Source organism: Acinetobacter bereziniae (assembly GCF_016576965.1).
GTDB lineage: Bacteria > Pseudomonadota > Gammaproteobacteria > Pseudomonadales > Moraxellaceae > Acinetobacter > Acinetobacter bereziniae.
The window spans coordinates 2,092,780-2,119,079 of sequence record NZ_CP066119.1 but is presented as its reverse complement, the minus strand read 5'-3'; the positions used below and the strand labels follow the sequence as shown (position 1 = coordinate 2,119,079).

Annotated in this window: 22 protein-coding genes; 10 read left to right on the top strand and 12 right to left on the bottom strand. The window is 37.5% G+C overall.

What is annotated here, in order from left to right; all coding sequences use genetic code 11:
* Positions 1-54: 54 nt before the first annotated feature.
* The 5 genes from I9192_RS09800 to I9192_RS09780 form a co-directional block, all read right to left on the bottom strand.
* Positions 55-2,694: a bifunctional aconitate hydratase 2/2-methylisocitrate dehydratase gene (locus tag I9192_RS09800; protein WP_005029322.1), complete on the bottom strand. Its 2,640-nt coding sequence runs from the start codon at positions 2,692-2,694 to the stop codon at positions 55-57.
* A 357-nt stretch (positions 2,695-3,051) separates the two neighbouring features.
* On the bottom strand, positions 3,052-3,321 hold the full coding sequence (locus I9192_RS09795; protein WP_004831040.1) for a hypothetical protein: 270 nt from the start codon (positions 3,319-3,321) through the stop codon (positions 3,052-3,054).
* Between the two features lie 167 nt (positions 3,322-3,488).
* Positions 3,489-4,709 carry an SEL1-like repeat protein gene (locus I9192_RS09790; RefSeq protein ID WP_005029324.1) on the bottom strand — a complete coding sequence of 407 codons (1,221 nt, stop codon included), beginning with the start codon at positions 4,707-4,709 and terminating at the stop codon, positions 3,489-3,491.
* 69 nt (positions 4,710-4,778) lie between these two features.
* Complete coding sequence (locus tag I9192_RS09785) at positions 4,779-5,153, bottom strand: hypothetical protein (protein WP_004831043.1); 375 nt, start codon at positions 5,151-5,153, stop codon at positions 4,779-4,781.
* Positions 5,154-5,222: 69 nt separating this feature from the next.
* Positions 5,223-5,987: a glutathione S-transferase family protein gene (locus I9192_RS09780; protein WP_004831044.1), complete on the bottom strand. Its 765-nt coding sequence runs from the start codon at positions 5,985-5,987 to the stop codon at positions 5,223-5,225.
* A gap of 397 nt (positions 5,988-6,384) precedes the next feature.
* Between I9192_RS09780 and I9192_RS09775 the strand changes: the two genes are divergently transcribed.
* The 8 genes from I9192_RS09775 to ychF all read left to right on the top strand — a co-directional run bounded on the left by I9192_RS09775 (position 6,385) and on the right by ychF (position 15,145).
* A complete protein-coding gene (locus I9192_RS09775; protein WP_005029327.1) occupies positions 6,385-7,590 on the top strand; it encodes an SfnB family sulfur acquisition oxidoreductase in 1,206 nt (401 codons plus the stop codon).
* A gap of 34 nt (positions 7,591-7,624) precedes the next feature.
* Positions 7,625-8,857 (top strand): SfnB family sulfur acquisition oxidoreductase, encoded by a 1,233-nt coding sequence (locus I9192_RS09770; protein ID WP_005029329.1) that lies wholly within the window; start codon positions 7,625-7,627, stop codon positions 8,855-8,857.
* On the top strand, positions 8,857-10,290 hold the full coding sequence (locus I9192_RS09765) for an LLM class flavin-dependent oxidoreductase (protein ID WP_005029331.1): 1,434 nt from the start codon (positions 8,857-8,859) through the stop codon (positions 10,288-10,290). Before I9192_RS09770 ends, I9192_RS09765 begins: the two co-directional genes overlap by 1 nt.
* A 39-nt stretch (positions 10,291-10,329) precedes the next feature.
* Entirely contained in the window at positions 10,330-11,211 is an 882-nt protein-coding gene (locus I9192_RS09760) for a MetQ/NlpA family ABC transporter substrate-binding protein (protein WP_005029333.1), read from the top strand.
* A gap of 10 nt (positions 11,212-11,221) precedes the next feature.
* Entirely contained in the window at positions 11,222-12,058 is an 837-nt protein-coding gene (locus I9192_RS09755; RefSeq protein WP_005029336.1) for a MetQ/NlpA family ABC transporter substrate-binding protein, read from the top strand.
* 11 nt (positions 12,059-12,069) lie between these two features.
* Positions 12,070-13,140: a methionine ABC transporter ATP-binding protein gene (locus tag I9192_RS09750; protein ID WP_005029338.1), complete on the top strand. Its 1,071-nt coding sequence runs from the start codon at positions 12,070-12,072 to the stop codon at positions 13,138-13,140.
* Positions 13,121-13,780, top strand: a complete 660-nt coding sequence (locus I9192_RS09745; protein ID WP_004831051.1) for a methionine ABC transporter permease — start codon at positions 13,121-13,123, stop codon at positions 13,778-13,780. The genes I9192_RS09750 and I9192_RS09745 overlap by 20 nt, the downstream gene beginning before the upstream one ends.
* A gap of 273 nt (positions 13,781-14,053) precedes the next feature.
* Positions 14,054-15,145 (top strand): redox-regulated ATPase YchF, encoded by a 1,092-nt coding sequence (gene ychF, locus I9192_RS09740; RefSeq protein WP_004831052.1) that lies wholly within the window; start codon positions 14,054-14,056, stop codon positions 15,143-15,145.
* A gap of 150 nt (positions 15,146-15,295) precedes the next feature.
* Here ychF and I9192_RS09735 read toward each other — a convergent pair whose 3' ends face one another.
* The 6 genes from I9192_RS09735 to I9192_RS09715 all read right to left on the bottom strand — a co-directional run bounded on the left by I9192_RS09735 (position 15,296) and on the right by I9192_RS09715 (position 23,581).
* Complete coding sequence (locus tag I9192_RS09735) at positions 15,296-17,038, bottom strand: esterase/lipase family protein (protein WP_200150358.1); 1,743 nt, start codon at positions 17,036-17,038, stop codon at positions 15,296-15,298.
* Complete coding sequence (locus I9192_RS09730) at positions 17,031-18,083, bottom strand: T6SS immunity protein Tli4 family protein (protein ID WP_228289338.1); 1,053 nt, start codon at positions 18,081-18,083, stop codon at positions 17,031-17,033. Before I9192_RS09730 ends, I9192_RS09735 begins: the two co-directional genes overlap by 8 nt.
* A gap of 163 nt (positions 18,084-18,246) precedes the next feature.
* Positions 18,247-18,588: a T6SS immunity protein Tli4 family protein gene (locus I9192_RS22315; RefSeq protein ID WP_227567324.1), complete on the bottom strand. Its 342-nt coding sequence runs from the start codon at positions 18,586-18,588 to the stop codon at positions 18,247-18,249.
* Positions 18,589-18,609: 21 nt separating this feature from the next.
* Entirely contained in the window at positions 18,610-19,287 is a 678-nt protein-coding gene (locus tag I9192_RS22310) for a hypothetical protein (protein WP_228289337.1), read from the bottom strand.
* An 8-nt stretch (positions 19,288-19,295) separates the two neighbouring features.
* Entirely contained in the window at positions 19,296-22,025 is a 2,730-nt protein-coding gene (locus I9192_RS09720) for a type VI secretion system Vgr family protein (RefSeq protein ID WP_005029354.1), read from the bottom strand.
* Between the two features lie 317 nt (positions 22,026-22,342).
* Positions 22,343-23,581, bottom strand: a complete 1,239-nt coding sequence (locus tag I9192_RS09715) for a hypothetical protein (protein WP_005029357.1) — start codon at positions 23,579-23,581, stop codon at positions 22,343-22,345.
* Positions 23,582-23,860: 279 nt separating this feature from the next.
* Here I9192_RS09715 and I9192_RS09710 point away from each other — a divergent pair, with 279 nt between their 5' ends.
* Positions 23,861-24,472 carry a superoxide dismutase gene (locus tag I9192_RS09710; protein WP_005029359.1) on the top strand — a complete coding sequence of 204 codons (612 nt, stop codon included), beginning with the start codon at positions 23,861-23,863 and terminating at the stop codon, positions 24,470-24,472.
* Between the two features lie 198 nt (positions 24,473-24,670).
* On the opposite strand, the gene I9192_RS09705 is transcribed toward I9192_RS09710, so the two are convergent.
* Complete coding sequence (locus tag I9192_RS09705; protein ID WP_005029361.1) at positions 24,671-25,213, bottom strand: Mpo1 family 2-hydroxy fatty acid dioxygenase; 543 nt, start codon at positions 25,211-25,213, stop codon at positions 24,671-24,673.
* Between the two features lie 327 nt (positions 25,214-25,540).
* Here I9192_RS09705 and I9192_RS09700 point away from each other — a divergent pair, with 327 nt between their 5' ends.
* Positions 25,541-26,248 (top strand): Crp/Fnr family transcriptional regulator, encoded by a 708-nt coding sequence (locus I9192_RS09700; protein ID WP_005029363.1) that lies wholly within the window; start codon positions 25,541-25,543, stop codon positions 26,246-26,248.
* Positions 26,249-26,300: the final 52 nt, after the last annotated feature.

Genomic DNA, 26,300 nt, shown 5'->3' with positions numbered 1-26,300 from the left:
GGGCTGAATAATCAGCCCTTAGTTTTAACTCAATTTAATTTATTTTTCAAAAAATTAGCTTAATTGAGCAGCAGCAATTTTCTTCGTATCGATGTCTTTAGCAGCATCTGTATACTCGCCCATCTTATCGAAGTTCAAGTATTGATAGATGTCAGCAGACATGCTGTCGATTTGAGCAGCATATTGTTGATACTCTTCTGGAGAAGGTAATTTACCAAGCACCGCAGCAACAGATGCAAGCTCAGCAGAAGCTAAGTAAACATTTGCGCCTTGACCTAAACGGTTCGGGAAGTTACGTGTAGAAGTCGATACACAAGTCGTGTTTGGAGCTACACGTGCTTGGTTACCCATACATAATGAACAACCAGGCATTTCAGTACGCGCGCCAGCTTTACCATAGATGTTATAGAAACCTTCTTCCATCAATTGATGCTCGTCCATACGTGTTGGTGGAGCCAACCATAAACGAGTAGACAATGAACCACCAGGTACTTTATCAAGTAATTTACCAGCAGCACGGAAGTGACCAATGTTAGTCATACACGAACCAACGAATACTTCGTCAATCTTAACGCCTTGAACATCAGAAAGAAGTTTAGCGTCATCTGGATCGTTCGGGCAGCAAAGAACTGGTTCTTTAATGTCAGCAAGATCAATTTCATACACTTTCGTATATTCAGCATCAGCATCAGCTTTAAGAAGTGATGGATTCGCTAACCATTTTTCCATGTTCTCAACACGGCGCGCCATAGTACGTGCATCGCCATAACCTTGAGAAATCATCCACTTCAACATCGTGATGTTAGAGTTCAAGTATTCAGCAACTTTCGCTTCAGAAAGCGTGATTGAACAACCAGCAGCAGAACGTTCAGCAGAAGCATCAGAAAGTTCGAATGCTTGTTCTACAGTTAAGTCAGTTTCCATTTCTGTTAAGTCGATTTCTAAGATACGACCAGAGAAAATGTTTTTCTTACCTTTTTTCTCTACAGTTAAGTCACCAGCTTGGATTGCATAGTAAGGAATCGCATGTACAAGGTCACGTAGCGTGATACCAGGTTGCATTTTACCTTTGAACTTAACAAGCACTGATTCAGGCATATCAAGTGGCATAACACCCGTTGCAGCAGCGAAAGCGACTAGACCAGAACCTGCAGGGAAAGAAATACCGATTGGGAAACGAGTATGTGAGTCACCACCAGTACCAACAGTATCTGGAAGAAGCATACGGTTTAACCAAGAGTGAATAATACCGTCACCTGGGCGTAAAGAAACACCACCACGGTTCATGATGAAATCAGGAAGCGTGTGTTGCATTTGAACGTCAACTGGTTTTGGATATGCCGCAGTGTGACAGAAAGATTGCATGACGAGGTCAGCAGAGAAACCTAGGCAAGCCAAGTCTTTCAATTCGTCACGTGTCATCGGACCTGTTGTATCTTGAGAACCAACAGTAGTCATCTTAGGTTCACAGTAAGTACCTGGACGAACACCTTGACCTTCAGGAAGACCACAAGCGCGACCAACCATTTTTTGAGCTTGAGTAAAGCCTTTACCCGTATTCTCAGGTTGAACTGGAGTACGGAATAAAGTTGAAGGAGCAAGACCGAGAGCTTCACGTGCTTTCGCAGTCAAACCACGACCCACGATCAAGTTGATACGACCACCAGCACGTACTTCGTCTAGAAGAACTGGCGTTTTCAACTCAGATTCAGCAATTTGATCACCCGCTTTGAACGCAGTAACTTTTGCAGCAGCATGATCAATCTTAAGAACGATTTCATCGCCCATGTTCATGTTAGCAACATCAATTTCTACAGGTAATGCACCAGCATCTTCCATAGTGTTGAAGAAAATTGGTGCAATTTTAGAACCTAAGCAGTAACCACCGTCTTTTTTGTTCGGGATGTGAGCAATCTCATCACCAAAGAACCAAAGCACAGAGTTTGTAGCAGACTTACGAGAAGAACCTGTACCGACAACATCACCAACATAAGCAACTTGATTGCCTTTCGCAATAAGTTCTTTAATTTGGTTGAGTGGACCAACTTCACCTGGAACTTCTGGGTTAATACCATCACGAACGTTTTTCAACATTGCATTGGCATGTAATGGAATATCTGGACGGCTCCAAGCATCTTGCGCTGGAGACAAATCATCAGTATTTGTTTCGCCAGTAACTTTGAAAACAGTCAGTTTGATTTCTTCAGGAACATCTTTACGGCTAGTGAACCACTCAGCATCAGCCCAAGATTGCATCACTGCTTTCGCATTTACGTTACCCGCTTTCGCTTTATCAGCAACATCATGGAATGCATCAAATACAAGAAGTGTTTTCTTCAATGCTTCTGCAGCTAATTCAGCAAGTGCTGCATCATCAAGCAATTCAACCAAAGGAGCTACGTTGTAACCACCAAGCATAGTACCTAGTAAGTAAACCGCGCGTTCTTTAGAAACTAATGGAGAAGTCGTTTCACCTTTAGCCACAGCAGTTAAGAATGCTGCTTTTACATAGGCTGCTTGGTCAACACCTGCTGGAACACGGTTTTCAAGCAAATCTACTAAAAATGCTTCTTCGCCTGCTGGTGGATTTTTTAATAATTCAACCAAGTCAGCAGTTTGAGCATCGTCAAGTGGCTTCGGTGGGACTCCGAGTGCGGCACGTTCTGCAACGTGTTGGCGGTAAGCTTCTAGCACGGTGTTATTCCTCTTTTTAAAAATTTACCTGTGAATTCCTGCTTATAAAAGCTTCACAGGCAATATGGACTGTCAAATTTTACTAAAAATCAAGCCAAAAGTTAATGCAAAGAGCGTATTAATTCGTGATGCCCATTATTTTATAAATAAATACTCATCACTTTTCTGCGCAGCTGAGTCTGTATTTGCATCGATTTTGCATTTAACGCTATTTTTTAGAACAGGCACAAAAAATTATAAAAAAATAATTTTGTAAAATACTGACTTGAAAAAGTCTTTTACATTCACTTGAGCTTGTTTCATACATAAAAAAGGCAACTGATGTTGCCTTTTTTTGCAGCTTAAGTACATTCCACCTTAGTGGACTGTTGTACTGTTTGTATATTTTTGAAATTCTGTTCGACAGCCTTCGAATTTCATCTGAACCTCATCCTCATGCAACATGACATGATCAGCACAAGCAAAAGAAATTTTGACTTGATATAATTTTGCTTGTTCATCGATAAGGTCTTGGAAAAAAACTTGATCGCCTAAACTCAGTACATAATGGCTTCCACTAATCACAGCCACACCTTGTTCATCTTCTAAGAGCAAATCGGCATTATGCAAATATGCAACAACTTCCATGGCACACTCCTCGACTTTTTTTGTTTTCTATTTCTATATTTTATATATGCTTTTCAATTTTTATGCTAATCATTTTTTGTGACGAGCTGTGTGAAATACAACCATATTTCTGATAACTCAAGCTAAAAAAGACCGTCATTAGACGGTCTATATAAAGTCTGGCTAAATTAAGATATAGGACACTCAAACGCATGCATATATTGACCATTCACCATCCGTGATTCTAATTTACACAAGTCATATTCTTTCATGGTATCTAGATCCAGCATATAACCCGCTTTTTGAGCTTTGAGCATCGCTTCTAATGCTTTGTTTTCATCTCTTTTTACACCTTTACCACGATAGTAAGCATCGCCCAAAAATAAATTCGCGCTCATATCTCCAGCTTGTTCAGCTTTGGAAAAATAATCAAAGGCTTTTTTAGCATCTTTTTTGACATATTCGCCTTTAGCATAAATCAGTCCCAAATTAATCGCCGACTGCACGCTACCACGTTCACTTGCTTGATCCAACATTTGGATACCCTTTTGAACGTCTCTTTTAGTACCTACAGCTTGATAATACATCCAACCAAGATTACCCAATGCGTCCACATCGTTACGTTGTGCAGCTCGCTCAGTCCATTTAAAAGCCAATTCAGGGTTTTGTTCAACATATTCATTCTCAGAGCCATATAAACCACCAAGAATAGCTTGTGCTTTAACATCTCCCTGTTCTGCCGAAAGTGTCAGAAAGTTAATACCTGCTTTAATATTTTGTGGAACAACATCTCCTTTATATAGCATCTCCCCGTACATTTTTTGGGCAATTGCTAATCCACCTTCCGCAGATTTTTTTAAATACACGATTGCCTTATCTGTATCTTGTTGTACCCCTCTACCTTGTGCATAAGCTGAAGCTAAATTAAAAGCACCAGTAGTGTCACCATGGTCAGCAGCATAAGTCAATAATTCTGCAGCTTTCTTCTCATCTTTAGCAACAGCATCACCACGTGCATATAATGTAGCAAGATTGACATAAGCAAATATTTCACCTTTATCCTTGGCTTTATTTAAAAACGCTACTGCTTTTTGGTTGTCTTGAGTTACACCATCACCTTTGTAATATAACCAGCCCATCGCATTCAAAGCCAAAGGATAATCCTGTTGAACAGCTTGATTGAGATAGCGTAGTGCTAGGGCTGGATCTTGGTTTTTATAAAACAAAAAAAGTTGGTATTGCGCCTTGGCTTGCCCCTTGTCTGCTTGCGTTTTTAGTTGTGCAATATCAGGCTTGGTTGCTTGAACTTGTTTTGTCACGGTTTTGCTTTCTTCAGCTTGACTCATGACTGAAAAAGCCAAGAAAAATGAAAGTAAAGAAATTTTTGATATAGATCGTTTATTAGACATGATTAAACTCAGTGTTCATTGACTATAATTATTAGAAAGGATGTAATTTAAATGATAAAAAACCGTCCCTTAGAACGGTTTATAATCTGGCATTTTTTTGGGGTCATGTGGTGTATTGACACACTGTTCATACGCTTCATTTTTAAATTTTGCTTGGATTGCATCTTTATCTGCTTTTAATTCAGCATCAGGCAATGCATAAACTTTTTCCAAATACTCTAGTACAAAACCTTTCGTGGTTGGATCAGTCACTTTATTGGCATATTCAAGTGCTTCTTTCTTGGTAATACCATTTTGACGATCTAAAGTAATTGAACGTGCCGCATTACCAATACTGGTGCAATAACCTTTCCAAATTTCTTCGGGCGTTGCAGGTTTTTTTTCAGCACAACCGACCATCAATAAAACAGTGCTTAGCGCACCCAAAATTATGAATTTCTGCATTAAAAAATCTCCAATTCATGACTATGATACTGAATTTTTCAATAAATTGGAGGCTTTATTCTATTCAAGTTACATTCCACGCCAATCTACACGTGCATTGCGTTCAGTGGCATAAATTCTTTTCACATACTGACCAAGCGGTAACTCAAGTAAATATTGGCTAAAATCTACAAACTCCTGAGAAATATGCTCAGCATACTCCTTTTCCCATGGTGTTGAGTCGAGCTCTAATAACGGCGCTAACATGGCACATACTGAAATATCAGCCAAACTAAAACGATCGCCAACAAAATAGCGACAACCATTTTCAATCAAAGTTTTATTTAAACTGGCTATGGTCAAGTCAAGATTATATTTAGACTCTTCTACCTTTTCTTGATCAAGTTGATAACTTTTAGAAACCAAGGTTTTGAGTATAGGTTTTGAAATCTTTTCAAACTGACGTAAATAGCCTTTTTCGCCAATCATAATTTCTAAAGGCTCATCACCTTCTGCCAATGCATGAGCCAATCCCCAACGGCGCACGTGTATACCCAATTCATTGGCAATTTGATCAATTTCAAGTGTTTCAGCCCGCCATTTAGGGTCAATACGAATTAAGCGATGTTCAGGGTACATTTCATCAAGATACAAGGCGATTTGCGTAGAGCCAGCAATAAACTGTTCACCATCTTTTAAAATGGGTAATTTATTTTGTCCGGTTTTTAACTGTGCAAAAGCACGATGTACGCCTGGTATTAAATTCTGCGCAACAAAATCCAATTCTTTATGATCGAGCAACCAACGTGCTTTTTCACAGTAATGTGAGAGTGGGAATTGGTACAACGTACGCATGTAATCTCCAAATTATTTTTTTAATTAAAGGCTTAGCCAACCTAAAACAATAGGATTTAATCCTGAGTAATTCTCTGTACTTTAGACATTCATTGCTTGAATTACAATGTACTTTTTACATCAATCGCTCGTCATATGACCCAATGCTTATTCAACGGTTATATCTGTTTCTTTAGTCTTTATTCAGCTTTTGAATAAAGACACTGGAATAGATTAAAAAACAATCTTATGAATTACAAATTAAATATTATATTTCAATTACTTATATTATCTTGTTTTTTAAAATACTATGCTTTTTTTCTATTTAAGATAATTTTTCATAAATTAAGCATAATACTTCGTTTAATTTTTCTCACAATATTGCTTAGCGTTTTGGTATCTATAGAAAGGTGCCGATATGTCTAGTTTGAATTCTTCTACCTCAGCCACAGTGATCCAAAATGATCAACAGGCGATTAATGCAGCTTACCAAGTTGCTGATTTTGCTTTGGTAGAACGAAATATACGTGATCAACAACGAATTTTACCTGTTGATGTCATCCAAGAATTAAGCCACAAAGGATTAGGTGGTATCCGTATTGCAAAAAAATACGGTGGTGCTCAAGTTTCCAATAAAACGCTGGCACATGTTTTCCGCATTTTATCTAAGGCAGATGCCAGTGTTGGTCAGATTCCCCAGAACCAATTTGGTTTGTTAAATGCCATCGAAAACATTGCCAGTGAATCACAAAAACAATTTATTTATGCTGAGATTTTAAAAGGTAAACGTCTTGCCAACGGTGGTCCTGAACGCAACAGCAAAGATACCAAAACGATAGAAACGCGCTTAGATCAGGTAAATGGTCAATATATTTTGAATGGCGAGAAATTTTATTCAACAGGTTCATCATTTGCAGATTGGCTCGCAATACGTGCAATCCATCCATTGGGGCATACTGTTCTCACCATTATCAATGCCCAAGCTCAAGGTGTCGAAATAGCAAATGATTGGGATGGTTTTGGTCAACGCACCACTGCAAGTGGTACTGTCCGTTTAAAAAATGTGGTGGTCAGCCCTGAACTAATCATGGACGAAAAGCCACTTGCAGATGCCTCAAAGTATCGTGGTGCTTACTCTCAATTGATTCAAGTCGCCATAGATGTGGGAATTGCTGAAGCAGCTTTTGCCGATACATTGTCTGCAATCCATAAAGCTCGTCCAATCGTAGATGCAAATGTCGAAAAAGCCAGTTTTGAAACTTATACATTACAAGAAGTCGGCAAGCTCAATATTTTACTGGATGCGGCCATTTTACTCTTAGACGAAGCTGCCGAATATTTAGATCAGTTAGATGCCCAAGACATCGTCACACCAGAACAAGCCAGTAAAGCATCCATTATTGTGGCTGAGGCAAAAGTATATGCCAATGATGCTGCATTACAGATTTCTGAAAAACTTCTTGAATTGGGCGGTAGCCGTTCTAGTTTATCTATTCATAACCTTGATCAACATTGGCGAAATGCTCGTGTACATACCTTACATGACCCTGTTCGTTGGAAATTACATGCCATCGGCAACTACTACTTAAATGGCACACAAGATCAACGGCATGCTTGGATTTAAGTAGTAATTCAAAACATTCATTCAGGGGAAATATATGAGCACTTATCAAAATATCAGTAAAACATTAGATCATCCAAATCACGCATTCGCCAAAGCGCATATCATTAAAAGTGATGCAGAGGCCTTAGAGATTGCAGAAAAACTAAGTCAACAATTTAAGCAAGATGCGATTTTACGTGACGCTGAACGCCTGTTACCTTTTGAAGAAATTGAGGCTTTCAGTCAGTCAGGATTGTGGGCAATCACTGTACCAAAACAATATGGGGGCGCTGAGGTATCCAGCCATACTGTTGCCAAAGTCATTGCTTTGTTCAGTGGTGTGGATGGCTCTATCGGTCAAATTCCACAAAACCATTTTTATGCTTTAGAAGTATTACGCAATACAGGTACAGCACAACAACAACAAAAGCTTTATCAGGAAGTGCTTGAAGGTGCTCGCTTTGGTAATGCTTTGGCAGAATTTAAAACCAAAACGGCAGCACAAAAGCATACCCAAATCAGTCAAACTGAACATGGCTATGTGGTCAATGGTGAAAAATTTTATTGCACTGGTAGCCTTTTTGCACATCGTATCCCGACATTGGTACGAGATGCTGAGGATCGAGAATATCTGGCTTTTATTTCAGCAGATGCCCAAGGTTTACAACGAATCAATGATTGGTCTGGTTTTGGGCAAAAAACAACGGGCAGTGGCACGGTCAAATTTAATCAAGTTTTTGTTGAATCTGAAAATGTTATTCGTTTTGACACTGCCTTCTCAGAACCAACCTTAGTTGGTCCATTTGCGCAAATCATGCATGCAGCGATAGAGACTGGGATTGCTCGTGCAGCATTTGAAGAAACCATTGAGCGTATAAAAAAAGCACGTGCGTGGATTGATGCCAATGTAGAACGTGCCGATCAAGATCCTCTAACTATTTTTGAATTAGGACGTGTAGCTGCTGATGTACGTGCGAGTGAAGTTTTATTAAAACAAGCTGCTCAATCGATTGACCAAGCCAAGCCTCACCCAACAGAAGAAAACATTGCCAAAGCATCGATTGATGTTGCAAAAGTCCGAGCACATAGTACTGAAACCGCTTTAAAAGCATCCTCAAAATTAATTGAACTTGCAGGAAGTCGTGGAAGCCAACGTGCAGATGGTTTAGATCGATACTGGCGCAATGCACGCGTACACACTTTACATGATGCATCACGTTGGAAATATTTCTTTATTGGAAACTATGTACTCAACAACATCCTTCCACCACGCAGAGGGACATTGTAATGACAAATGCATCTCAAAAAGCAGCCGATAAAAAGAAAATCTTACTTAATGCCTTCGATATGAACAGTGTTGGTCATATTAATCATGGTTTGTGGACGCATCCCCGTGATGAATCACATCGTTTTAATGAGCTGAATTACTGGACAGACCTAGCCAAAACATTAGAACAAGGTTTATTTGATGGTTTATTTATTGCTGATATTACGGGGGTCTATGATGTGTATCAGAATGGAATAGATTTAACCTTAAAAGAATCTATCCAATTGCCAAGTCATGATCCCTCTACCCTGATTTCTGCAATGGCAGCAGTGACTCAAAATCTAGGTTTTGGCGTCACCGTGAATTTAAGTTATGAAACGCCTTACCAATTTGCACGGCGTTTCGCTAGTTTAGATCATCTCACACAAGGTCGTATTGGCTGGAATATTGTGACTGGTTATTTAGACAGTGCTGAGCGTTTAATTGGGCAAAAAGGTCTAAAAGATCATGACTTACGTTATGAACAAGCTGAAGAGTTTTTAGAGCTGTGCTATAAGTTTTGGGAAGGCTCTTGGGAAAATGATGCCATACAGAAAGACAAGCAAAAGCGTATTTTTACCGATCCCAAAAAAGTACATCAGATCAATCATCATGGTCGCTTTTATCAAAGTCAGGGCGTATTTCAAGTTTCACCTTCTCCACAACGTACTCCTGTCCTGTTCCAAGCGGGTGCTTCTCCGCGTGGGCTAGCGTTCTCGACTCGACATGCTGAATGTGTATTTATTGGTGGTGATCAACCTGCAAAGATCAAACAGCAAGTGGATAAAATTCGTGAACTGGCAATACAACAAGGGCGTGATCCGCAAGACATTAAAATCTTTGTCGGCATTACTGTTGTCACTGCGGAGACAGATCAACTGGCACAACAAAAGTTAGCTGAATATGCCAGTTATGCAAGCCCCGAAGCAGGTCTAGCACATTACTCTAGCTCAGTCGGCATTGACCTTTCACAATATGCAGATGATGAAGCTGTTCCTTATCGTCAAACCAACAGTATTGCTTCAGTCAACAATAAGTTTAAAGAAAATAAGATCACACCAAATGATCTTAAAGCACAACACCAATTGGGTGGACGTTATCCATTGATTGTCGGAAGTGGCGAAACCATTGCAGAAAAACTGATTCAACTATTAGATGAAACAGGAATTAATGGTTTTAATCTCACCCGTACTGTAGCACCAGAATCCCATCAAGACTTTATAAAATGGGTCATTCCACAACTGCAACAACGTGGTCGGTTTAAAACGCAATATGAGAATGGCACTTTACGCAACAAAATCTTTAATCAGGGTGATTATTTAAATCAACAACATCCTGCTTCTGCTTTTCGATGTCAAAACTCAAAACATAACAACAGCATCGAAATAGACAACCTACATCCACAAACTGTCTAAACATCATTGATTTAAATTATTGACTTTAAGGGGTGTCACATGACACAAACAAACTTGCCAACCAATGGCAATCCATCTCCAAGAAACACGACCAAGAATAAATTTATTTTACTCGGCGTGATTGTTATTGCGGTGATTGCAGGACTTTTTTATTGGAACCAACATAAAAAAACAGGTTCAGCAGAAATCACGATCGGTATTAGTCCACCATTCGCTAAGCCCTTGCTCGTTGCAGCAGAAGAAGCAATGAAACAAGGTATTCGCATTAAGCTGGTTGAATTTTCTGACTGGAATACACCCAATATTACCTTGAATCATGGTGATATAGATGCAAACTACTTCCAGCATCAGCCATTTCTAAGCAATGCTTTAAAAGAAACAGGCTTTAAACTCAAGCCGATTGCAACAGGTGTGGCAACGCATGTTGGTTTATATTCTAAAAAATATGATTCCTTGGCGGCAGTACCTAACAATGCACGTGTGGTTATCCCCAATGACCCTGTAAACCAAGGTCGTGCCCTATTACTTTTACAGCAAGCCAAGCTGATTAGCTTAAAAGATCCAAATAATCATTTATCCAACTTACAAGACATTACGGCGAATCCAAAGAATTTTAAATTTATTGAAGTTGAAGGACCGCAGACTGCGCGTGCGGTAGATGATGCAGATTTGGTATTTAGTTATCCGCTCTATTTACGTTTGGCAAAAACCATCGATCCCAATAAAGCATTATTACTTGATGATAATACCAATACTCGTTATGCGATTTTGTTTGTGGTCAAAGATGACTATGAACAACAACATCCTGACAAGGCAAAACAACTCAAAGAATTCATTAAGATTTATCAAACTTCTGACAAAGTCAAACAAGCTTTAAACGATGATATTGGTGAAAACTTATGGTTCGCAGGTTGGAAATAAGGAAACGTTCATGTCTCAAATTTCCAAACTTAGTCATAAAAATCTATGGATTGGTCTTGCTGTTGTGGTCATTATATTCGGGCTATTTGGCTATCGATATGTAAAAAACCAGCAGAAAGAAAATGTTTTAACCATTGGTATCAGTCCTCCCTATGCAGAACTACTCCAAACAGTTGCCAATGAGGTCGAGAAAGATGGCATTCATGTCAAACTGGTTGAATTCTCAGATTGGCAAGCGCCCAATGTTGCGGTTCAAAACCGTGACATTGATGCTAACTTTTTTCAGCAAAGCGTCTTTTTAAAAAATGCGATTAAACAAACCAACTATGACTTACATGCTTTCGGCACTGGAAGCGGGAGTCATGTTGGTCTGTACTCGAAACAGTACAAGTCTTTAGATGCCTTGCCACAGCATGCGCGTGTAGTGATTCCTAGTGATCCCGTAAATTCTGCACGTGCCTTAATTCTGCTCCATCGTGCTGGGCTGATTCAGATCAAAGATATCAATAACGAACTTTCAACTTTACAGGATATTGTTTCAAACCCTAAGCAATTGAAGTTTATAGAAGTTGAAGGTCCTCAAACGGCGTTAGCATACGATGATGCGGACCTCATCTTTGGTTTTCCCCATTACCTCAATATGGCAAAAAAAGCAGACCCACATAGCGCACTGTTTTTAGATCCGATTGATAAAAAATACGCCATCCTTTTTGTCACACGTCGTGACTATCAAGATAAAAACCAAAAGTTAGAGAAATTTATTCAAGCTTTCCAAAACTCACAACAGGTTCGAAATATTTTAGATAAAGATTTCGGCAAAGATATGTGGTTTGCAGGCTGGAAATAAGGAGCATAGAAATGGTGAGTTTCGGTTCACAGGTTGACTTTTCAGTCCCTCATATCAAAATCCGTGATTTAAATAAGTTTTATGCAGGTCAAGACCAAAAAATTCATGCATTGAAAAATATCAATCTCGATATTCCTCAAGGCAAAATTTTCGGCATCATCGGCAAAAGTGGCGCAGGTAAGTCTTCACTTCTTAGAACATTGAATGGTCTGGAAAGCATTTCTGAAGGAAGCATCCATATCCATCAACAGAATTTGGCTGAATTGAGCCATGCAGAATTGATTCAAACACGTCAAAGAATTGGCATGATCTTTCAACATTTTAATTTAATGTCCGCGAAGACTGTTTGGGACAATGTGGCATTGCCCTTGAAAATCGCCCAAGTTAATAAAGCCGAAATCGAAACACGCGTCAACGAAGTTTTAGCGCTGGTTGGATTAAGCAATAAAGCCTATAACTACCCTTCACAATTATCTGGTGGTCAAAAACAACGTGTTGGTATCGCTCGTGCATTGGTGCATCATCCTGAAATTTTACTTTGTGATGAAGCAACATCCGCACTTGACCCTGAAAGCACTTCAGTTGTGCTGTCTTTATTGAAAAAAATCAATCGTGAATTGGGTATCACCATTGTTTTAATTACCCATGAAATGCAAGTGATTCGTGAAATTTGCGATCAAGTGGTGGTGATTGAACATGGAGAAATCGTTGAATCAGGTCAAGTCTGGTCTGTGTTCTCTAAGCCTGAGCAAAAAATTACCCAAGAATTGTTAAACTTAGAGCAACTTGATTTACCTTTTGGTCTTGTTGATGAACCTCAATCCGATTCAACACATAGTATTTTAAAACTACGCTACGAAACAGATCCTAAAAACTCTCCAGATCTAGTACAGGTTTTTCAAGCATTTGAAGCATCTGTTCATTTATATCAAAGCCATATCGACAGTATCCAAAATCACTTGATTGGTACATTGATTGTAGGTACTGCGCAAATCGATATAGACCTTGCCGCATTGCAAGAAAAACTAAAACTTCGTATTGCACAAATAGAGGTACTGGGCTATGCAAGACCAACTCATTGATTTATTGATCACAGGGACAATTGACACCCTACTAATGGTGGGTGTTTCTGCTTTTATTGCCTTTTTAATTGGATTGCCTCTCGCAGTTGTGTTAGTGAATACATCGGAGCAAGGGATTTATCCCTCTAAAAAGATCAACCATGCTTTAGGCACAGTGATCAATATTACCCGCTCTGTTCCCTTTCTTATTTTGATGGTTGCACTTATTCCTTTAACCCGTTGGATTGTTGGAACAAGTTATGGGGTATGGGCTGCTGTTGTTCCATTGACGTTAGCGGCAACTCCATTTTTTGCTCGTATCGCTGAAGTAAGTTTACGTGAGGTTGATCAAGGCTTAATTGAAGCAGCACAGGCGATGGGCTGTAACCGTAAACAGATTGTTTGGCATGTGCTTTTACCTGAAGCATTACCAGGAATCGTAGCTGGTTTTACGGTTACTATTGTCACCATGATTAACTCGTCAGCGATTGCTGGTGCAATTGGTGCAGGTGGATTGGGTGATATTGCATACCGCTATGGTTATCAGCGTTTTGATATGCAAATGATGTTTGCTGTGATCGTGGTTTTAGTTGCGTTGGTCATGCTTGTTCAGGCATTTGGTGACAGTCTGGCAAATCAATTGGATAAACGGAAGATTTAAAGAATGATTGATCATTTTTGAAACTATGCTGGTTGTATATGGCGTGTAGAGGTACAACTGTACCTCTGATTCGATTGAACATTAATTCACTACATATCTACGCTGATAAGCTGATTGTTTTGCGCAATAAAAACTCGATTTATAATTAAAAAACGACCACAGCTATAAATAGACATGATCTGTTTAAAAACTTATAGCGCGTAGACCTGACTTTGTCACGGCTTTCATGTAAAATCACTGGCAATTTTTATATAACACTTTGTGAGTCTTTTCATGGGTTTTAATTGCGGTATTGTCGGCTTGCCGAACGTGGGTAAATCTACTCTTTTCAATGCATTGACTAAAGCTGCTATTGCTGCGGAAAACTTCCCATTTTGTACGATTGAACCGAATACAGGTATTGTTCCAGTACCAGATCCACGTTTAGACAAATTAACTGCCATTGTAAAACCGCAACGTGTCATTCCAACAACAATGGAATTCGTTGATATTGCAGGCTTGGTTGCAGGTGCGTCTAAAGGTGAAGGTTTAGGTAACCAATTTCTTGCAAACATCCGTGAAACTGATGCGATTGCACACGTTGTTCGTTGTTTTGAAGATGAAAACGTCATCCATGTAAATGGTAAAATTGATCCATTAGATGATATTGCAACGATCAATACTGAACTTGCTCTTGCTGACTTGGAAACCGTCACTAAAGCAGTTACTCGTTTAGCAAAATCAGCAAAAGGTGGCGACAAAGAAGCTGTTGCAACTAAAGCGGTGCTCGACAAAATCTTACCATTGCTTGATGAAGGTAAACCTGCACGTGCTGCTGATTTAGATGATGATGAGCGTAAGCTTGTTCGTGGTTTTGGTTTAATGACTTTAAAACCAACCATGTATATTGCAAACGTTGCAGAAGATGGGTTTGAAAACAATCCACATCTTGAAGCTGTGAAAAAGTTAGCTGCTGAAGAAAATGCAATTGTTGTTCCACTTTGCAACCAAATCGAAGCTGAAATTTCACTTTTAGATGATGAAGATCGTGCAGAATTTCTTGAAGCCTTAGGCATGGAAGAACCAGGTCTTAACGTGGTGATCCGTGCAGGTTATAGCTTATTGGGCTTACAAACTTACTTCACCGCTGGTGTACAAGAAGTTCGTGCTTGGACTGTAAAAGTGGGTGCAACTGCTCCTCAAGCGGCTGGTGTAATTCACACTGACTTTGAAAAAGGCTTCATCCGTGCAGAATGTATTGCTTATGATGACTTCATTCAATTCAATGGTGAAAATGGTGCAAAAGAAGCAGGTAAATGGCGTCTAGAAGGTAAAACATACATCGTTCAAGATGGCGATGTATTGCACTTCCGTTTTAATGTTTAAAACGCTTTAATACCTTGATTAAACAGGTTGAAGCTATCTTCAACCTGTTTTTTATTGCTTCAACTTTCATCAAGTTCTGTGATGATCATTTCAAAATGCATATAAAGATATTTAATCTTTCTTTATCGTGATTCAGACCTATAAGAATATTCATCGATTTCTAGGTTGAATATTGTTGTCTTTAATAATCTTAACAATTGAATATAAGACACTTCTTCTCACATGGAGGTCACCATAACTACCTTGATGATCAAAGCCTTCCATTTGAAATACTTGTTTGATCCCATTGTGTTTAGTTGGTGATATTGGAGCAACACCTGAAAAAAATGGAACTGTTCCATCCCCATATAAATTCTTATTGGAAATCGTAAATTTTCCATATTTTCCACTGGCTAAGCGAATATATCTAAACCCATTATTTGGAATAAAGTTTTTATCAAAGTACTCTTTCCTCTCCTTTTTGTCTTTGATCTGCTTCATCTGTGCAAGCACTTGGTTATTTTTATTTTCAATTTCCTGACCATTCACACGTGGTAAGGTTTGTAGTTGGGTTTGGTTTAAACCTGTCAAAGGTCGATCTAGACTCCAGTGTAGTGTACCGTAAGTCAAGTTTTTGGGGTCAGCACCAAAATGCACATAGGTATGGGGATGGTAATGTGTTGCAATAGATTTATGAAATTTTTGAACTCCATCAATTAATATATTAAACATAGCTCTAGGAGAACCAACAGGATATTTTTTATCAAGTGGATTAATCAGTTCATCTTTGACCATTTCCCACCAGACATTGTGGGCTTTATAGATTTCTTTATAAGGATCGGCTTTAGGCAAATTGACAACATGGATGGTGCCTTTTTCATCGGTACCCCGTAAACTCAACCAAAATGGCGTTGTTGTTTTGTCTTTTTTGATAATACGATAGTCTTTACTGGGTAAAAGCTCTAAGCCACCTTGAGAGTTCGATAAAACAGCAGTTACATGTTCTGTATTTTTCCCTAAAACCAATCCTGCTAAGACATCTTTTACGCCACTTCCTTCAATCGAACCTGCAACCAAGCGACGATAAACAGCAGGTGCACCCACAGTGGGCATCACCCCATGGATAATCCCTGCAATATCTTCACCCATTTTTGTGGATAAGCTTCGCCCTACTAAACCGCCCATCGAATGGGTGATGACAATAAATTTATGAAAATTCTTACCATATTTGGCTTTTATATTTTTCATTGTCTTTACAAGGTCATCTGCTGATAGTGCATTGGACTGAAGCCAATTGTAGCCCAGTGCATAAACAGGAAAATTAAATTTTTTGAGCTTTTCAATATCAGTCTTATCTATACTTTCAAATCTAGTTTGCGGGTGCCATGTCTGTTTCTCATTTGAACCTAATAAACTCAACCAATCAGGCGTGTATTTATCATCTTGAGTCACTAGTTGGTAAGCATGTCGACTTTCCAGCCAATTTTTTTCAGTTGCCTCTAAACGTATATTGGCAAGCGCCCCTTCAAAAAACATCAAGGTAGGTCCATAACTTTCCCAATGTACTGTTCCCCATAGTCTCTTTTTCGCTTCTTCAGTGGTGACTTTTGCTCTTGGGTCGATATATAAATCACCTGTTGGATCCACTTCGGTTTCCTGAGCATCCAATTCACTTTGCAATTCGGACGGAGACTTTTTAGCTTGACTATAAACTGTTTTTGCTGCACCAGCGTAATTGCCTATACGCCAAACGGGTTTTTTATTAGTTTTGTTTCTTAAGTTTGACCCCATAATTCCTGGAATAAAGATAATAGGAATGGTATCTAATTTGGGAATTTCTACCAATGTTCCTGTTTTATTGCTACTTGGACTGGTTGCTGATGTCGCCTGAATGGTATTATTTTTTTCAATCATTTGATTTTCCTTGATTAAATGCGGAAATTTTTATGTTATTTAAAATAAAATCATTTAATCCAAGCACGATTTTTTGATTTAGAGGTGCATTTAGTGCTTTATTATTAACTTCATCGACACTTTCTAAGCCTAAATATATATATGAATCCGTAGGATCATCTAAAGTCCCTAAATATTGCCATGCATCAGATTCAAAGCCTCGACCAAAGCTTAAACGCTGTTGGTAATGGGTCATCACTTCTTCGCCTTTTAGTCCATTGATTTCTCTGACACTAGATCGAATATCACTAACTTTAAATACTTTTTTGAGTTCTTCTGGTATTTGTTCCCTATTTTTCTGAATCATTTGTATAAGTGGGGTGTCAGATTCAACTCTAGCCCTGTTTTCAATATTCATTGTCACTTCTGGATAAGAAGGAAAGGATAAATATGCTTTACTTAAAAAGAAGCGATTTTCAGTCATATCATCTGCAATAAAGTAATCTTTCCAGCATAAGCCTGCTTGATTTGGACCTTTGGATGATTTTAATTTAAAGTTTTGAATAATATTTTCTGTTCTTCTTAGACCATCCATTAATTTATCAGTGTCTACTGGGCTTTTCATTCTTATTAATTTTCGATTTAAATAAATAAACGCATCTATAAAGAACAAACCATCAGTGTACTCAGTAGGTCTATAAACAATAATATGGCTAATTGATCTTTGATTCAGCTTTAAACTGCCCATTTTTTCAAACTTAAGCAAACTTCCTTCTGTTTCATGCTGTTGTTTCTTTAAGTTTTCAATTTTATCTTTGATAAATTGATCATACTGATCAAGGGTTGTTACATCTTCGACAATTTCAAAATCACTTCCATCAAATGAAAATGTACCGAATTTAACATCAGTTTCTTTCGGGACGGTAAATTCAATACGACCCAAACAAATATTTTTTGTATCTTTGAAATTAATCATGTTATTTTTTTCATCCTCACCTTGAAATTTTGAACAAGATGTTCCAAGTAACGTTAAAGACAGCAGCAGTAAAATCTTGGTTTTTTTCATTCGAAATCTCATTGTTCTGTAAATATTTCAAGTCTTCGTGACTTGACCAACTCACTAAGACATAATTCAGTTTTTGTCATGTTTATTTAGAACTTCTTGATCTAAACTTACATATAAATAAGTGGCTAATGTCGTATAAATCCTATTACTTCTCTCAATCATGTCATTTCCCTTGATTAAATGGCGAAATTTTTATGTTATTTAAAACAAAATCATTCAGTTGAAGGATTTGTTTCTGGCTTATTGATGAGTTTTCTTTATCGATAGAGTCCCTCACTCCTTTTAATCCAACATAAATATAAGAATCTTTAGGATTATCTAAAGTTCCTAAATATTGCCATACACCAGATTCAAAGCCTCGCCCAAAGCTTAAACGTGGCTGATAATGAGTAAGAACTTCTTCACCTTTTAGTCCATTAATTTCTCTGGATCCAGATCGAATATCACTGACTTTAAATACTCTTTTAAGTTCTTCTGGTATTTGTTCCCTATTTTTCTGAATCATTTGTATAATTGGTGTGTCAGACTAATCTCTTGCCCTGTTTTCAATATTCATCATCACTTCTGGATAAGAAGGAAAAAATAAAAAAGCTTCGCTTAAAAAGAAGCGATTTTCAGTCATATCATCTGCAATAAAGTAATCTTTCCAGCATAAGCCTGCCTGATTTGGACCTTTTAATGATTTTAATTTAAAGTTTTGAATAATATTTTCTGTTCTTCTTAGACCATCCATTAATTTATCAGTGTCTACTGGACTTTTCATTCTTATTAATTTTCGATTTAAATAAATATACGCATCTATATAGAACAAACCATCTGTATATTTATTTGGTCTATAAGCAATTATATGGCTAACTGATCTTTGGTTCAGCTTTAAACTGCCCATTTTTTCAAACTTAAGCAAACTTCCTTCAGTTTCATGCTGTTGTTTCTTTAAGTTTTCAATTTTATCTTTGATAAATTGATCATACTGATCAAGGGTTGTTACATCTTCGACAATTTCAAAATCACTTCCATCAAATGAAAATGTACCGAATTTAACATCAGTCTCTTTCGGGACGGTAAATTCAATACGACCCAAACAAATATTTTTTGTATCTTTGAAATTAATCATGTTATTTTTTTCATCCTCACCTTGAAATTTTGAACAAGATGTTCCAAGTAACGTTAAAGACAGCAGCAGTAAAATCTTGGTTTTTTTCATTCGAAATCTCATTCTTCTGTAAATATTTCAATTTTTAAATTTTTCATTGAATCCGAGTTGTACATTTTTGTTTTTCCATTTTCATCTGAAGTACCTTGAAATATTTGACCATTTTCAGTAGTAATTTTATATTTTAAATTTTTCGCAGGTTCACCATCAGGATAATGCAAAATAAAATGTTCATCATACTGTGCTTTTAATTCAGGCATTGCAGGGAGCTGCATAGAAAGTGTTGCACCACTATTGGTCTTAATCTGACCTGCTTTAAACTCAAGTAATCCCGGGCAGGTAATTTCAATATTTCCATCTTGCATTTTGATATAAGCACCACCTGTAGTAATCAATATGCCTTTACCACTTTCCACCCTGACAAAATCATTGAGTGAATAAATTTGCATTTGTTGTTTTGAAGATAAAGTCATTTTGCCTTTTTGCGCAGAGACATCTATATCACCTTCGCCTGATTTAATTTTAATACCTGAATGTTTTGCAAAAATCGTGATTTTATCTAAGGCTTGGGCAATCCAGCTTTTCCCCGTAAAAAATTGCAAATTTCGAGGTGTACTGATATCAATATTATCTTTTGATTCAAGATGCATATTGGCTTTACTGTCTAAAAGCATTCCTGATTGACTGTGTAAAGTTAGCAGAGCATCCTGATTTTCATCCCATGTTTCGAGCTTATCATTTAGAGATTGTTGTGACGCTAAATCTGGCTCATCGACTTGATGTGCTGTTGCAAGTTCTTTAAAATATTGATTACTATCGACATGATACTTTATATTTTCCAATAGTTTAGTGCGTGACAATTGAGCACCTTGTGCTTGATCAGATGATTCAGATGTGAGCAATATACCTTGAGCTGCTCTAATCGCCCCCCACTGATCAGTCCTTAACTCAAAACCCTCTCCACGACCTTCACTTTCTGCGGTTTCTTTAGGGTGACTTAAATTGCCTAAATTCAGTTGACTCGCGCCATGACTCGATTGTAATTGTGTGCTTATTTGAGTAGTCGTATCATCAAACCTGAGTTGCCCAAAGCCCTCCCCAGCGACCTCTTTTGAGCGGATACCACTGAGCTTTTTGGTGTCAGGTAGTTTGCCTTTAATATCGAACTGGGTTGGATTTCGATGTCCTTCATGAATCCGTCCAGTAATAAATGGTCGATCAAGGTTTCCCTCAAAGAAATCTACCGCGACAATCTCTCCGACACGCGGGAGAAATCTTGCGCCATAACCTTCACCCGCCCAAGGGGTAAGCACATCCACCCATGCAGAGTCCGTGTCATTATCATTAGCTCCTGCACCGCCATCATGGGCATGGTCTTCTGTTCGGGTAAACAAGAAACGAATTTTTATTCGTCCCCATTCATCGACATAGATTTCTTCACCATCCCCCACCACAATGGCACGTAGAACATATGTAGTTGGACGATGTGTTAATGGATGATATTCAGGCACAACTGCAATATGCCGTCGTACCAAAGTTAATTCGTTGCCTTGACGCTCTTGTTGACGGTCTTTAGTCGTTTGCCAGTGACTCAGGGTGAGGAGTTTTTCAATTTGATCTTGAATGTCTTTGGGAAAATTGTTCTGATTATAAAAATGCTTGCTTAATATCAACATCTCATTGTTTTCGCTATGATTTCTATCCAGCTCTGGATGACCTGTTAACTTAAACCAATAGCCGACCTGTATATCACGTACACTACTCTGTGCCTTAAAATATTTGGCTTGCAAAGCTTGGTATTGATTTAGTTGGGTACTCAACTTCTCTAGTTGATGATTGCCTGATGTTGTGGCTTGATCTTGACCTTTAAGATCACGAATCCAAGCAGGAGAAATACTCCACGCTTGTTCTAAACTTAAACTTTCATTGTCTCTATTTGCACTGTGTTTATGTGCACTCAGAATAGAACCACTGCCATCTTCCTGCGCTAAACTGTCTGCTTGCCAACGTTGTACATGGATTGCTGTTGACTGTAAATTGCGTTCAGCAATCAAACTGGTGATACTGTCATAAGCTTCAGTCGCATTTGATCGATGATAGCGAATGTTGCGACGTTCAAGTGCCTTAAACTGATCATTGTGATCAATTAATCTAAGTTTTTGTGGTTCAATACTTTGATTGTTGTTTAAAGCAATAAAATCAGATTCATCAATCAGCCAATTGATTGATTCCTCACGTAAAATCCGAGTCAAATAAGTGTGATCAGATTCGTTAAGTTGCATAGAAAACGGTCGTACATCATAGCTCTTGCTGAGACCACTCAGGTCCAGTTTTAAACTGGATGCAAATAAAGCGCTTTTGGCTCTCCATTCATTGAAAATTATTTCAAAAATTTCAGGAACACTTTTATCTAAAAACACCCGACTATTATGACGCTTATGCCATAAGCTTGTTGCGTCTTGCAGGGTCAAGCGATAAAGCGTAAAAGCCCCATCACTCTGACCTTGTGAGGCGCCTGTAATCATTCCTGTAGTTCTAAATAGCTTGCCTGAATCTGTGACTTGATCTACAGAGACTTGGCAACCGATAAACTGTTTAAGTTCAATAAATGGATTGAGAGACAGGCAAATCAGTTCTGCTGACAATCCTTCATTGATGGCGTGATAACCATCAATTCGTTGTAACATCACTTGTGCACTGAGTTCCAAGTTTGAAAATTGAACACTAATTGCGCGTTTTTGTGTCCCATATCCCATTTTATCAAGAATAGTAAAAATATTATTCAACATTATTATGACCTTATTTTTAATGTAGAAAAACTTAACACAAAATTTAAATTCACTCAAATAATAATGATAGTTATTATTGATTATCGTTGTTGGTGCACAAACACACCCTTTTAAACTATTGATTTAAATAATAAAAAAACTACAAAAAACAAAATTTTATGTTTTAAACATATGTACTTAATTATCATAATTAAATACATAGGGTTCACTGCTTTGCAGCCACTTTAGAGAATATAAAAACGATCTATCAAAAATTGGAAATCATTTGTGGTACAAGCCCTAGCGTTATTTGACTAAGCCCCTAATTGTCTCTCATTTTATTTTAGTTCAATTAAAAGTTTTCGATACTTTTGAATTCTATGTTTCCCAATGCCATATTTTTTTTGAAGTTGATCCACCGTTAAATTTTCTAAATCATTTTGGTGCTCTAGCACCCATGCTTTTATTTGATCCTTGAGTGAAATATTGAGACATTTTCGAAGAATCTCTCTATTTCTGACAATATATCCTTCTTTCCGATTCAGTATTTTAGCAATTTCAGAAATCGACAAATGCAAAGAAAGTAATACCTCTTGATTCTCTAAACGCCAAGCCTGAACTAGATCGTTATGATGTGGGATATTGAGCAGTTTTTTCAGCTTTCCTCTTCTTCTATAAACCTGACTAGTTTCGATGCTTAATCTTTTTGCAGTTTCTTCTTTGCTTAGTTTTGAATGAAATAAAATCTCTTGATTTGACAGCAACCATTCGCGATTTTGATCTTGTACTTTTTGTATTTTTAAAATTTCTCTTAGTCTGGCTTTCGCTCTTAAAATTTGCCCATTGGTCTTTTGAAATTGCTCAGCCAGTTCTGCAACTGTTTTGCCCGAATTTAATAATTCGTCTTGGTGATCTAACAACCATTGATATTTATCCTTCTTGTTTTGCTGAAATTGTGCTGAAAAAGTTAACTCTCCAAGTTCTTGACGAATACGATTATAGGTTTTTGTTGCGATAAAATGGCTGACATTAAACTTTAAAGTTATCTCTTCTATATCCATTTCAGTCATTTGCGCTTTATGCTTTTGGAACCATTGTTCTTGCAGATCATCTGCTGAAGTTTTTCTCATTTTTTTGTTTTTAGGTATATCAATTAACTCTGACAACCATTCTTTATGTTGGTAAACTTGATTCCGATTTAAACCATACTTCTCTTTGAGTGTTTGATGACTGTCATATAAAAGCTCATCTTTATGCTCAAGGATCCATTGATCATTTCGATATATAAACTTGTTTTGAATACCAAGCTTTCTTCTGAATTTAGCAACAATACCGTTATTTAAACCAAGTTGCTGTTCACTCTCCGTAATCGAATGTACTTTAAGAAATTCTGCAATTTCAGGGCTTAGAATATGTGATAACACACCCCCAATGCCATCTCTAGGTGTCAACGAGTATGGCCAGCCTCGGTAAATCATAATACCTGAAAGAGACTTCCGCTCTTCATAGACATCCCAATCTTCATTTTCCCAATCTTTAATGGTTTTTATTGGATAAAGTTTATACTTTTTAGCCATCTCTACTATCGTTACAATATGGATTTAATTACTCTTTTATCAATATTTACTTAACAATAAAAGCCTTTTATTTAAAAAATTTTAAACTTGTAACAACTTTCACATTTTTCATGATTGTAACTCCCCATTCCACTTTTTGAATTTTTCGCCTATTGCTTTGTTCGTATTTTGAAAATAAGCCCGCAATAATCGAGTATTGCTGGTTGCACTTTTTTAAATCCTATATAATAATGATAATTATTAACATTAGTATTATGCTTAACTAAACAGGATTGTTTCATGGCTTACTCTCTTCCACAACTGCCTTATGCTTATGATGCACTTGAACCCAATATTGATACTCAAACAATGGAAATCCACCATACCAAGCATCATCAAACCTATATCAATAATATTAATGCAGCGATCGAAGGCACAGAATGGGAAAAGTTATCTGTTGAAGCATTGGTTTCAAAAGTAAATGAAGTTCCTGCTGAGTTAAAAAACAATGTCATTAATAATGCAGGTGGTCATGCCAATCATTCATTATTCTGGACAGTGATGAGCCCACAAGGTGGTGGTGAACCGATCAAAGAAATTGCTGAGGCGATTGAAAAAGATATTGGTGGTTTTGAAAAATTCAAAGAAGCATTTACCAAAGCAGCGTTAACACGATTTGGTAGTGGTTGGGCATGGTTAAGCGTCACGCCTGAAAAAAAAGTGATTGTTGAAAGCAGTGCGAACCAAGACTCTCCGCTGATGAATGGCAATATTCCAGTGTTAGGGCTTGATGTGTGGGAGCATGCCTACTATTTAAAATACCAGAATCGTCGTCCTGAATATATTGCAGCATTTTTCAATGTCGTCAATTGGGAAGAAGTGAATCGTCGTTATTTAGAAGCGATTAAATGAAATATTATATAGATCCAATGCTCATGCCAATGCCTCATAATTCAGTAATTAAAAAAATAAAATTCTATATTGGCTGCGCCATACTTTTTTTTGGTTTGGTGATCTTGATCAAAGATTATCTTGTATAAAAATTTATCTACTTCCCTCTTTCAGTGAATCACTCACTCAAAGAGGGTTGATTTAACTCACATGCTGAGTTTATTTTGCATGGAGTGTCTGTAATGATTTTTGATCCATTGCACTCCGTTGTTTTCTCGCTTCTGCCAACATTTTGGTTTGCAGGTCTTTACGAAAACCAAGCAAAAACACAAATTCAGCAAGTACAAATAATGGACCAATCGCTAAACCTACAAGATCATCCACAAAAGCTGGTTTTTTCTTTTCATAAAAATGCCCAATGAACTGGAACACCCATCCCACCACAAAGCAACCAATACTAATCGCAAGCCATGTACTCATATTCAATTGAGCAATTTTATAGGCAAATGGATAGGCAATCGCGTAAATCAGTAACATCAAAAAGCCCAATGACTTATCTAGCCTTAAATAATAGATCACACTTAAGATCAACAGCACTAAAGCCAATGTGATTTCAAAACCAGATAACATCACGCCTGCTCTTGCAGTTAAACACATGATGGAAAATACGATCATTGGAATACCAATAAAATGAGTTAACACATTTTTTTGATCCAAATGATAGGCTGCGTATTGGCTAAGCAATTGTTCTAATCGAGTCATTTTCAGCGTCCTTGTTTATTACTTTTATCCACTATATAAAATCTTGCAAATAAAAGTTGTCGGCTAGCTGACAAATGAATAGTTTTTAGTATGATGGCAAAACAACGATGCGTAAGCGTTGCGATTTAATATCTCCATATAGAACAGAGCAAATGGATTGGAATTTTTACGATGCTGATATATGCAAAATCATGTTATTGAGTCATAGCAGACCATGATGCACGATATGACTGACTTGATCACTAAAACTGTGATGATTGGTCCAATATGGTGTGATACAACTGAAATATCATATAAACGCGTAGCAAAATAAAAAAAGGAACTTTTGTGCTGAACTTAACAGATCTTGAATTATTAAATAAAAATATCTGGTACGCTCAATTACCTGCACCATTCCAGCAATTTATCCAACAACATTCAAATTATCAAACATTTGAGCGAGATCAGGCAATTTTTAGATCTGGAGATACGTTTAATGGCATTTATGCTGTTTTAGATGGTCGGGTGCGCTTAGGTTATATCGATATTGAAGGCAATGAATCTGTTGCTGCAATCGTAGAACCAATCATGTGGTTTGGAGAAATATCTTTAGTAGACCAGCAGCCACGTTCACATGATGCAATTGCTGTTGGTAAATGTGTGATTTTGCATATCCCTAACTTGATTATGAATGACTTTCTAGCTCAACATCCCCAATACTGGTTCCATATCGCGCAACTCACCAGTCAAAAACTTCGTTTTGCTTTCTTAGAACTGATTTCGATTCAAACACAACATATACAACAGCGTTTGGCGCAACGCTTAATGTTTATTTTGAATGGTTATGGAAACCATGCATACATTGAAAAGAACACGATTCATTTGTCCCAAGATCAATTGGCACTCATGTTGAAATGTTCAAGACAAACCATCAATCAAGAATTACACTTACTGGAACAACAAGGTATTCTAAAAATTGCTTTTAAAAAAATAGAAATTTTAGATATCAATCAGTTACACGCTATTGCCCATTCAATCAATGAATCTTCACATTAAAATAACTGCGTGGTATTTTTCAGTAAAGATTAAAACAAGCTTAAATAACTGG

Bases quoted from the DNA above. Each gene is read 5' to 3' on its own strand.
- I9192_RS09760 (WP_005029333.1), top strand. From the start codon at position 10,330: ATGACACAAACAAACTTGCCAACCAATGGCAATCCATCTCCAAGAAAC.
- I9192_RS09765 (WP_005029331.1), top strand. From the start codon at position 8,857: ATGACAAATGCATCTCAAAAAGCAGCCGATAAAAAGAAAATCTTACTT.
- I9192_RS09770 (WP_005029329.1), top strand. From the start codon at position 7,625: ATGAGCACTTATCAAAATATCAGTAAAACATTAGATCATCCAAATCAC.
- I9192_RS09785 (WP_004831043.1), bottom strand. From the start codon at position 5,153: ATGCAGAAATTCATAATTTTGGGTGCGCTAAGCACTGTTTTATTGATG.
- I9192_RS22315 (WP_227567324.1), bottom strand. From the start codon at position 18,588: ATGATTCAGAAAAATAGGGAACAAATACCAGAAGAACTTAAAAGAGTA.
- I9192_RS09720 (WP_005029354.1), bottom strand. From the start codon at position 22,025: ATGTTGAATAATATTTTTACTATTCTTGATAAAATGGGATATGGGACA.
- I9192_RS09730 (WP_228289338.1), bottom strand. From the start codon at position 18,083: ATGAAAAAAACCAAGATTTTACTGCTGCTGTCTTTAACGTTACTTGGA.
- I9192_RS09750 (WP_005029338.1), top strand. From the start codon at position 12,070: ATGGTGAGTTTCGGTTCACAGGTTGACTTTTCAGTCCCTCATATCAAA.
- I9192_RS09745 (WP_004831051.1), top strand. From the start codon at position 13,121: ATGCAAGACCAACTCATTGATTTATTGATCACAGGGACAATTGACACC.
- I9192_RS09780 (WP_004831044.1), bottom strand. From the start codon at position 5,987: ATGCGTACGTTGTACCAATTCCCACTCTCACATTACTGTGAAAAAGCA.
- I9192_RS09705 (WP_005029361.1), bottom strand. From the start codon at position 25,213: ATGACTCGATTAGAACAATTGCTTAGCCAATACGCAGCCTATCATTTG.
- I9192_RS09790 (WP_005029324.1), bottom strand. From the start codon at position 4,709: ATGTCTAATAAACGATCTATATCAAAAATTTCTTTACTTTCATTTTTC.
- I9192_RS09795 (WP_004831040.1), bottom strand. From the start codon at position 3,321: ATGGAAGTTGTTGCATATTTGCATAATGCCGATTTGCTCTTAGAAGAT.
- ychF (WP_004831052.1), top strand. From the start codon at position 14,054: ATGGGTTTTAATTGCGGTATTGTCGGCTTGCCGAACGTGGGTAAATCT.
- I9192_RS09710 (WP_005029359.1), top strand. From the start codon at position 23,861: ATGGCTTACTCTCTTCCACAACTGCCTTATGCTTATGATGCACTTGAA.
- I9192_RS09715 (WP_005029357.1), bottom strand. From the start codon at position 23,581: ATGGCTAAAAAGTATAAACTTTATCCAATAAAAACCATTAAAGATTGG.
- I9192_RS09755 (WP_005029336.1), top strand. From the start codon at position 11,222: ATGTCTCAAATTTCCAAACTTAGTCATAAAAATCTATGGATTGGTCTT.
- I9192_RS22310 (WP_228289337.1), bottom strand. From the start codon at position 19,287: ATGAAAAAAACCAAGATTTTACTGCTGCTGTCTTTAACGTTACTTGGA.
- I9192_RS09735 (WP_200150358.1), bottom strand. From the start codon at position 17,038: ATGATTGAAAAAAATAATACCATTCAGGCGACATCAGCAACCAGTCCA.
- I9192_RS09775 (WP_005029327.1), top strand. From the start codon at position 6,385: ATGTCTAGTTTGAATTCTTCTACCTCAGCCACAGTGATCCAAAATGAT.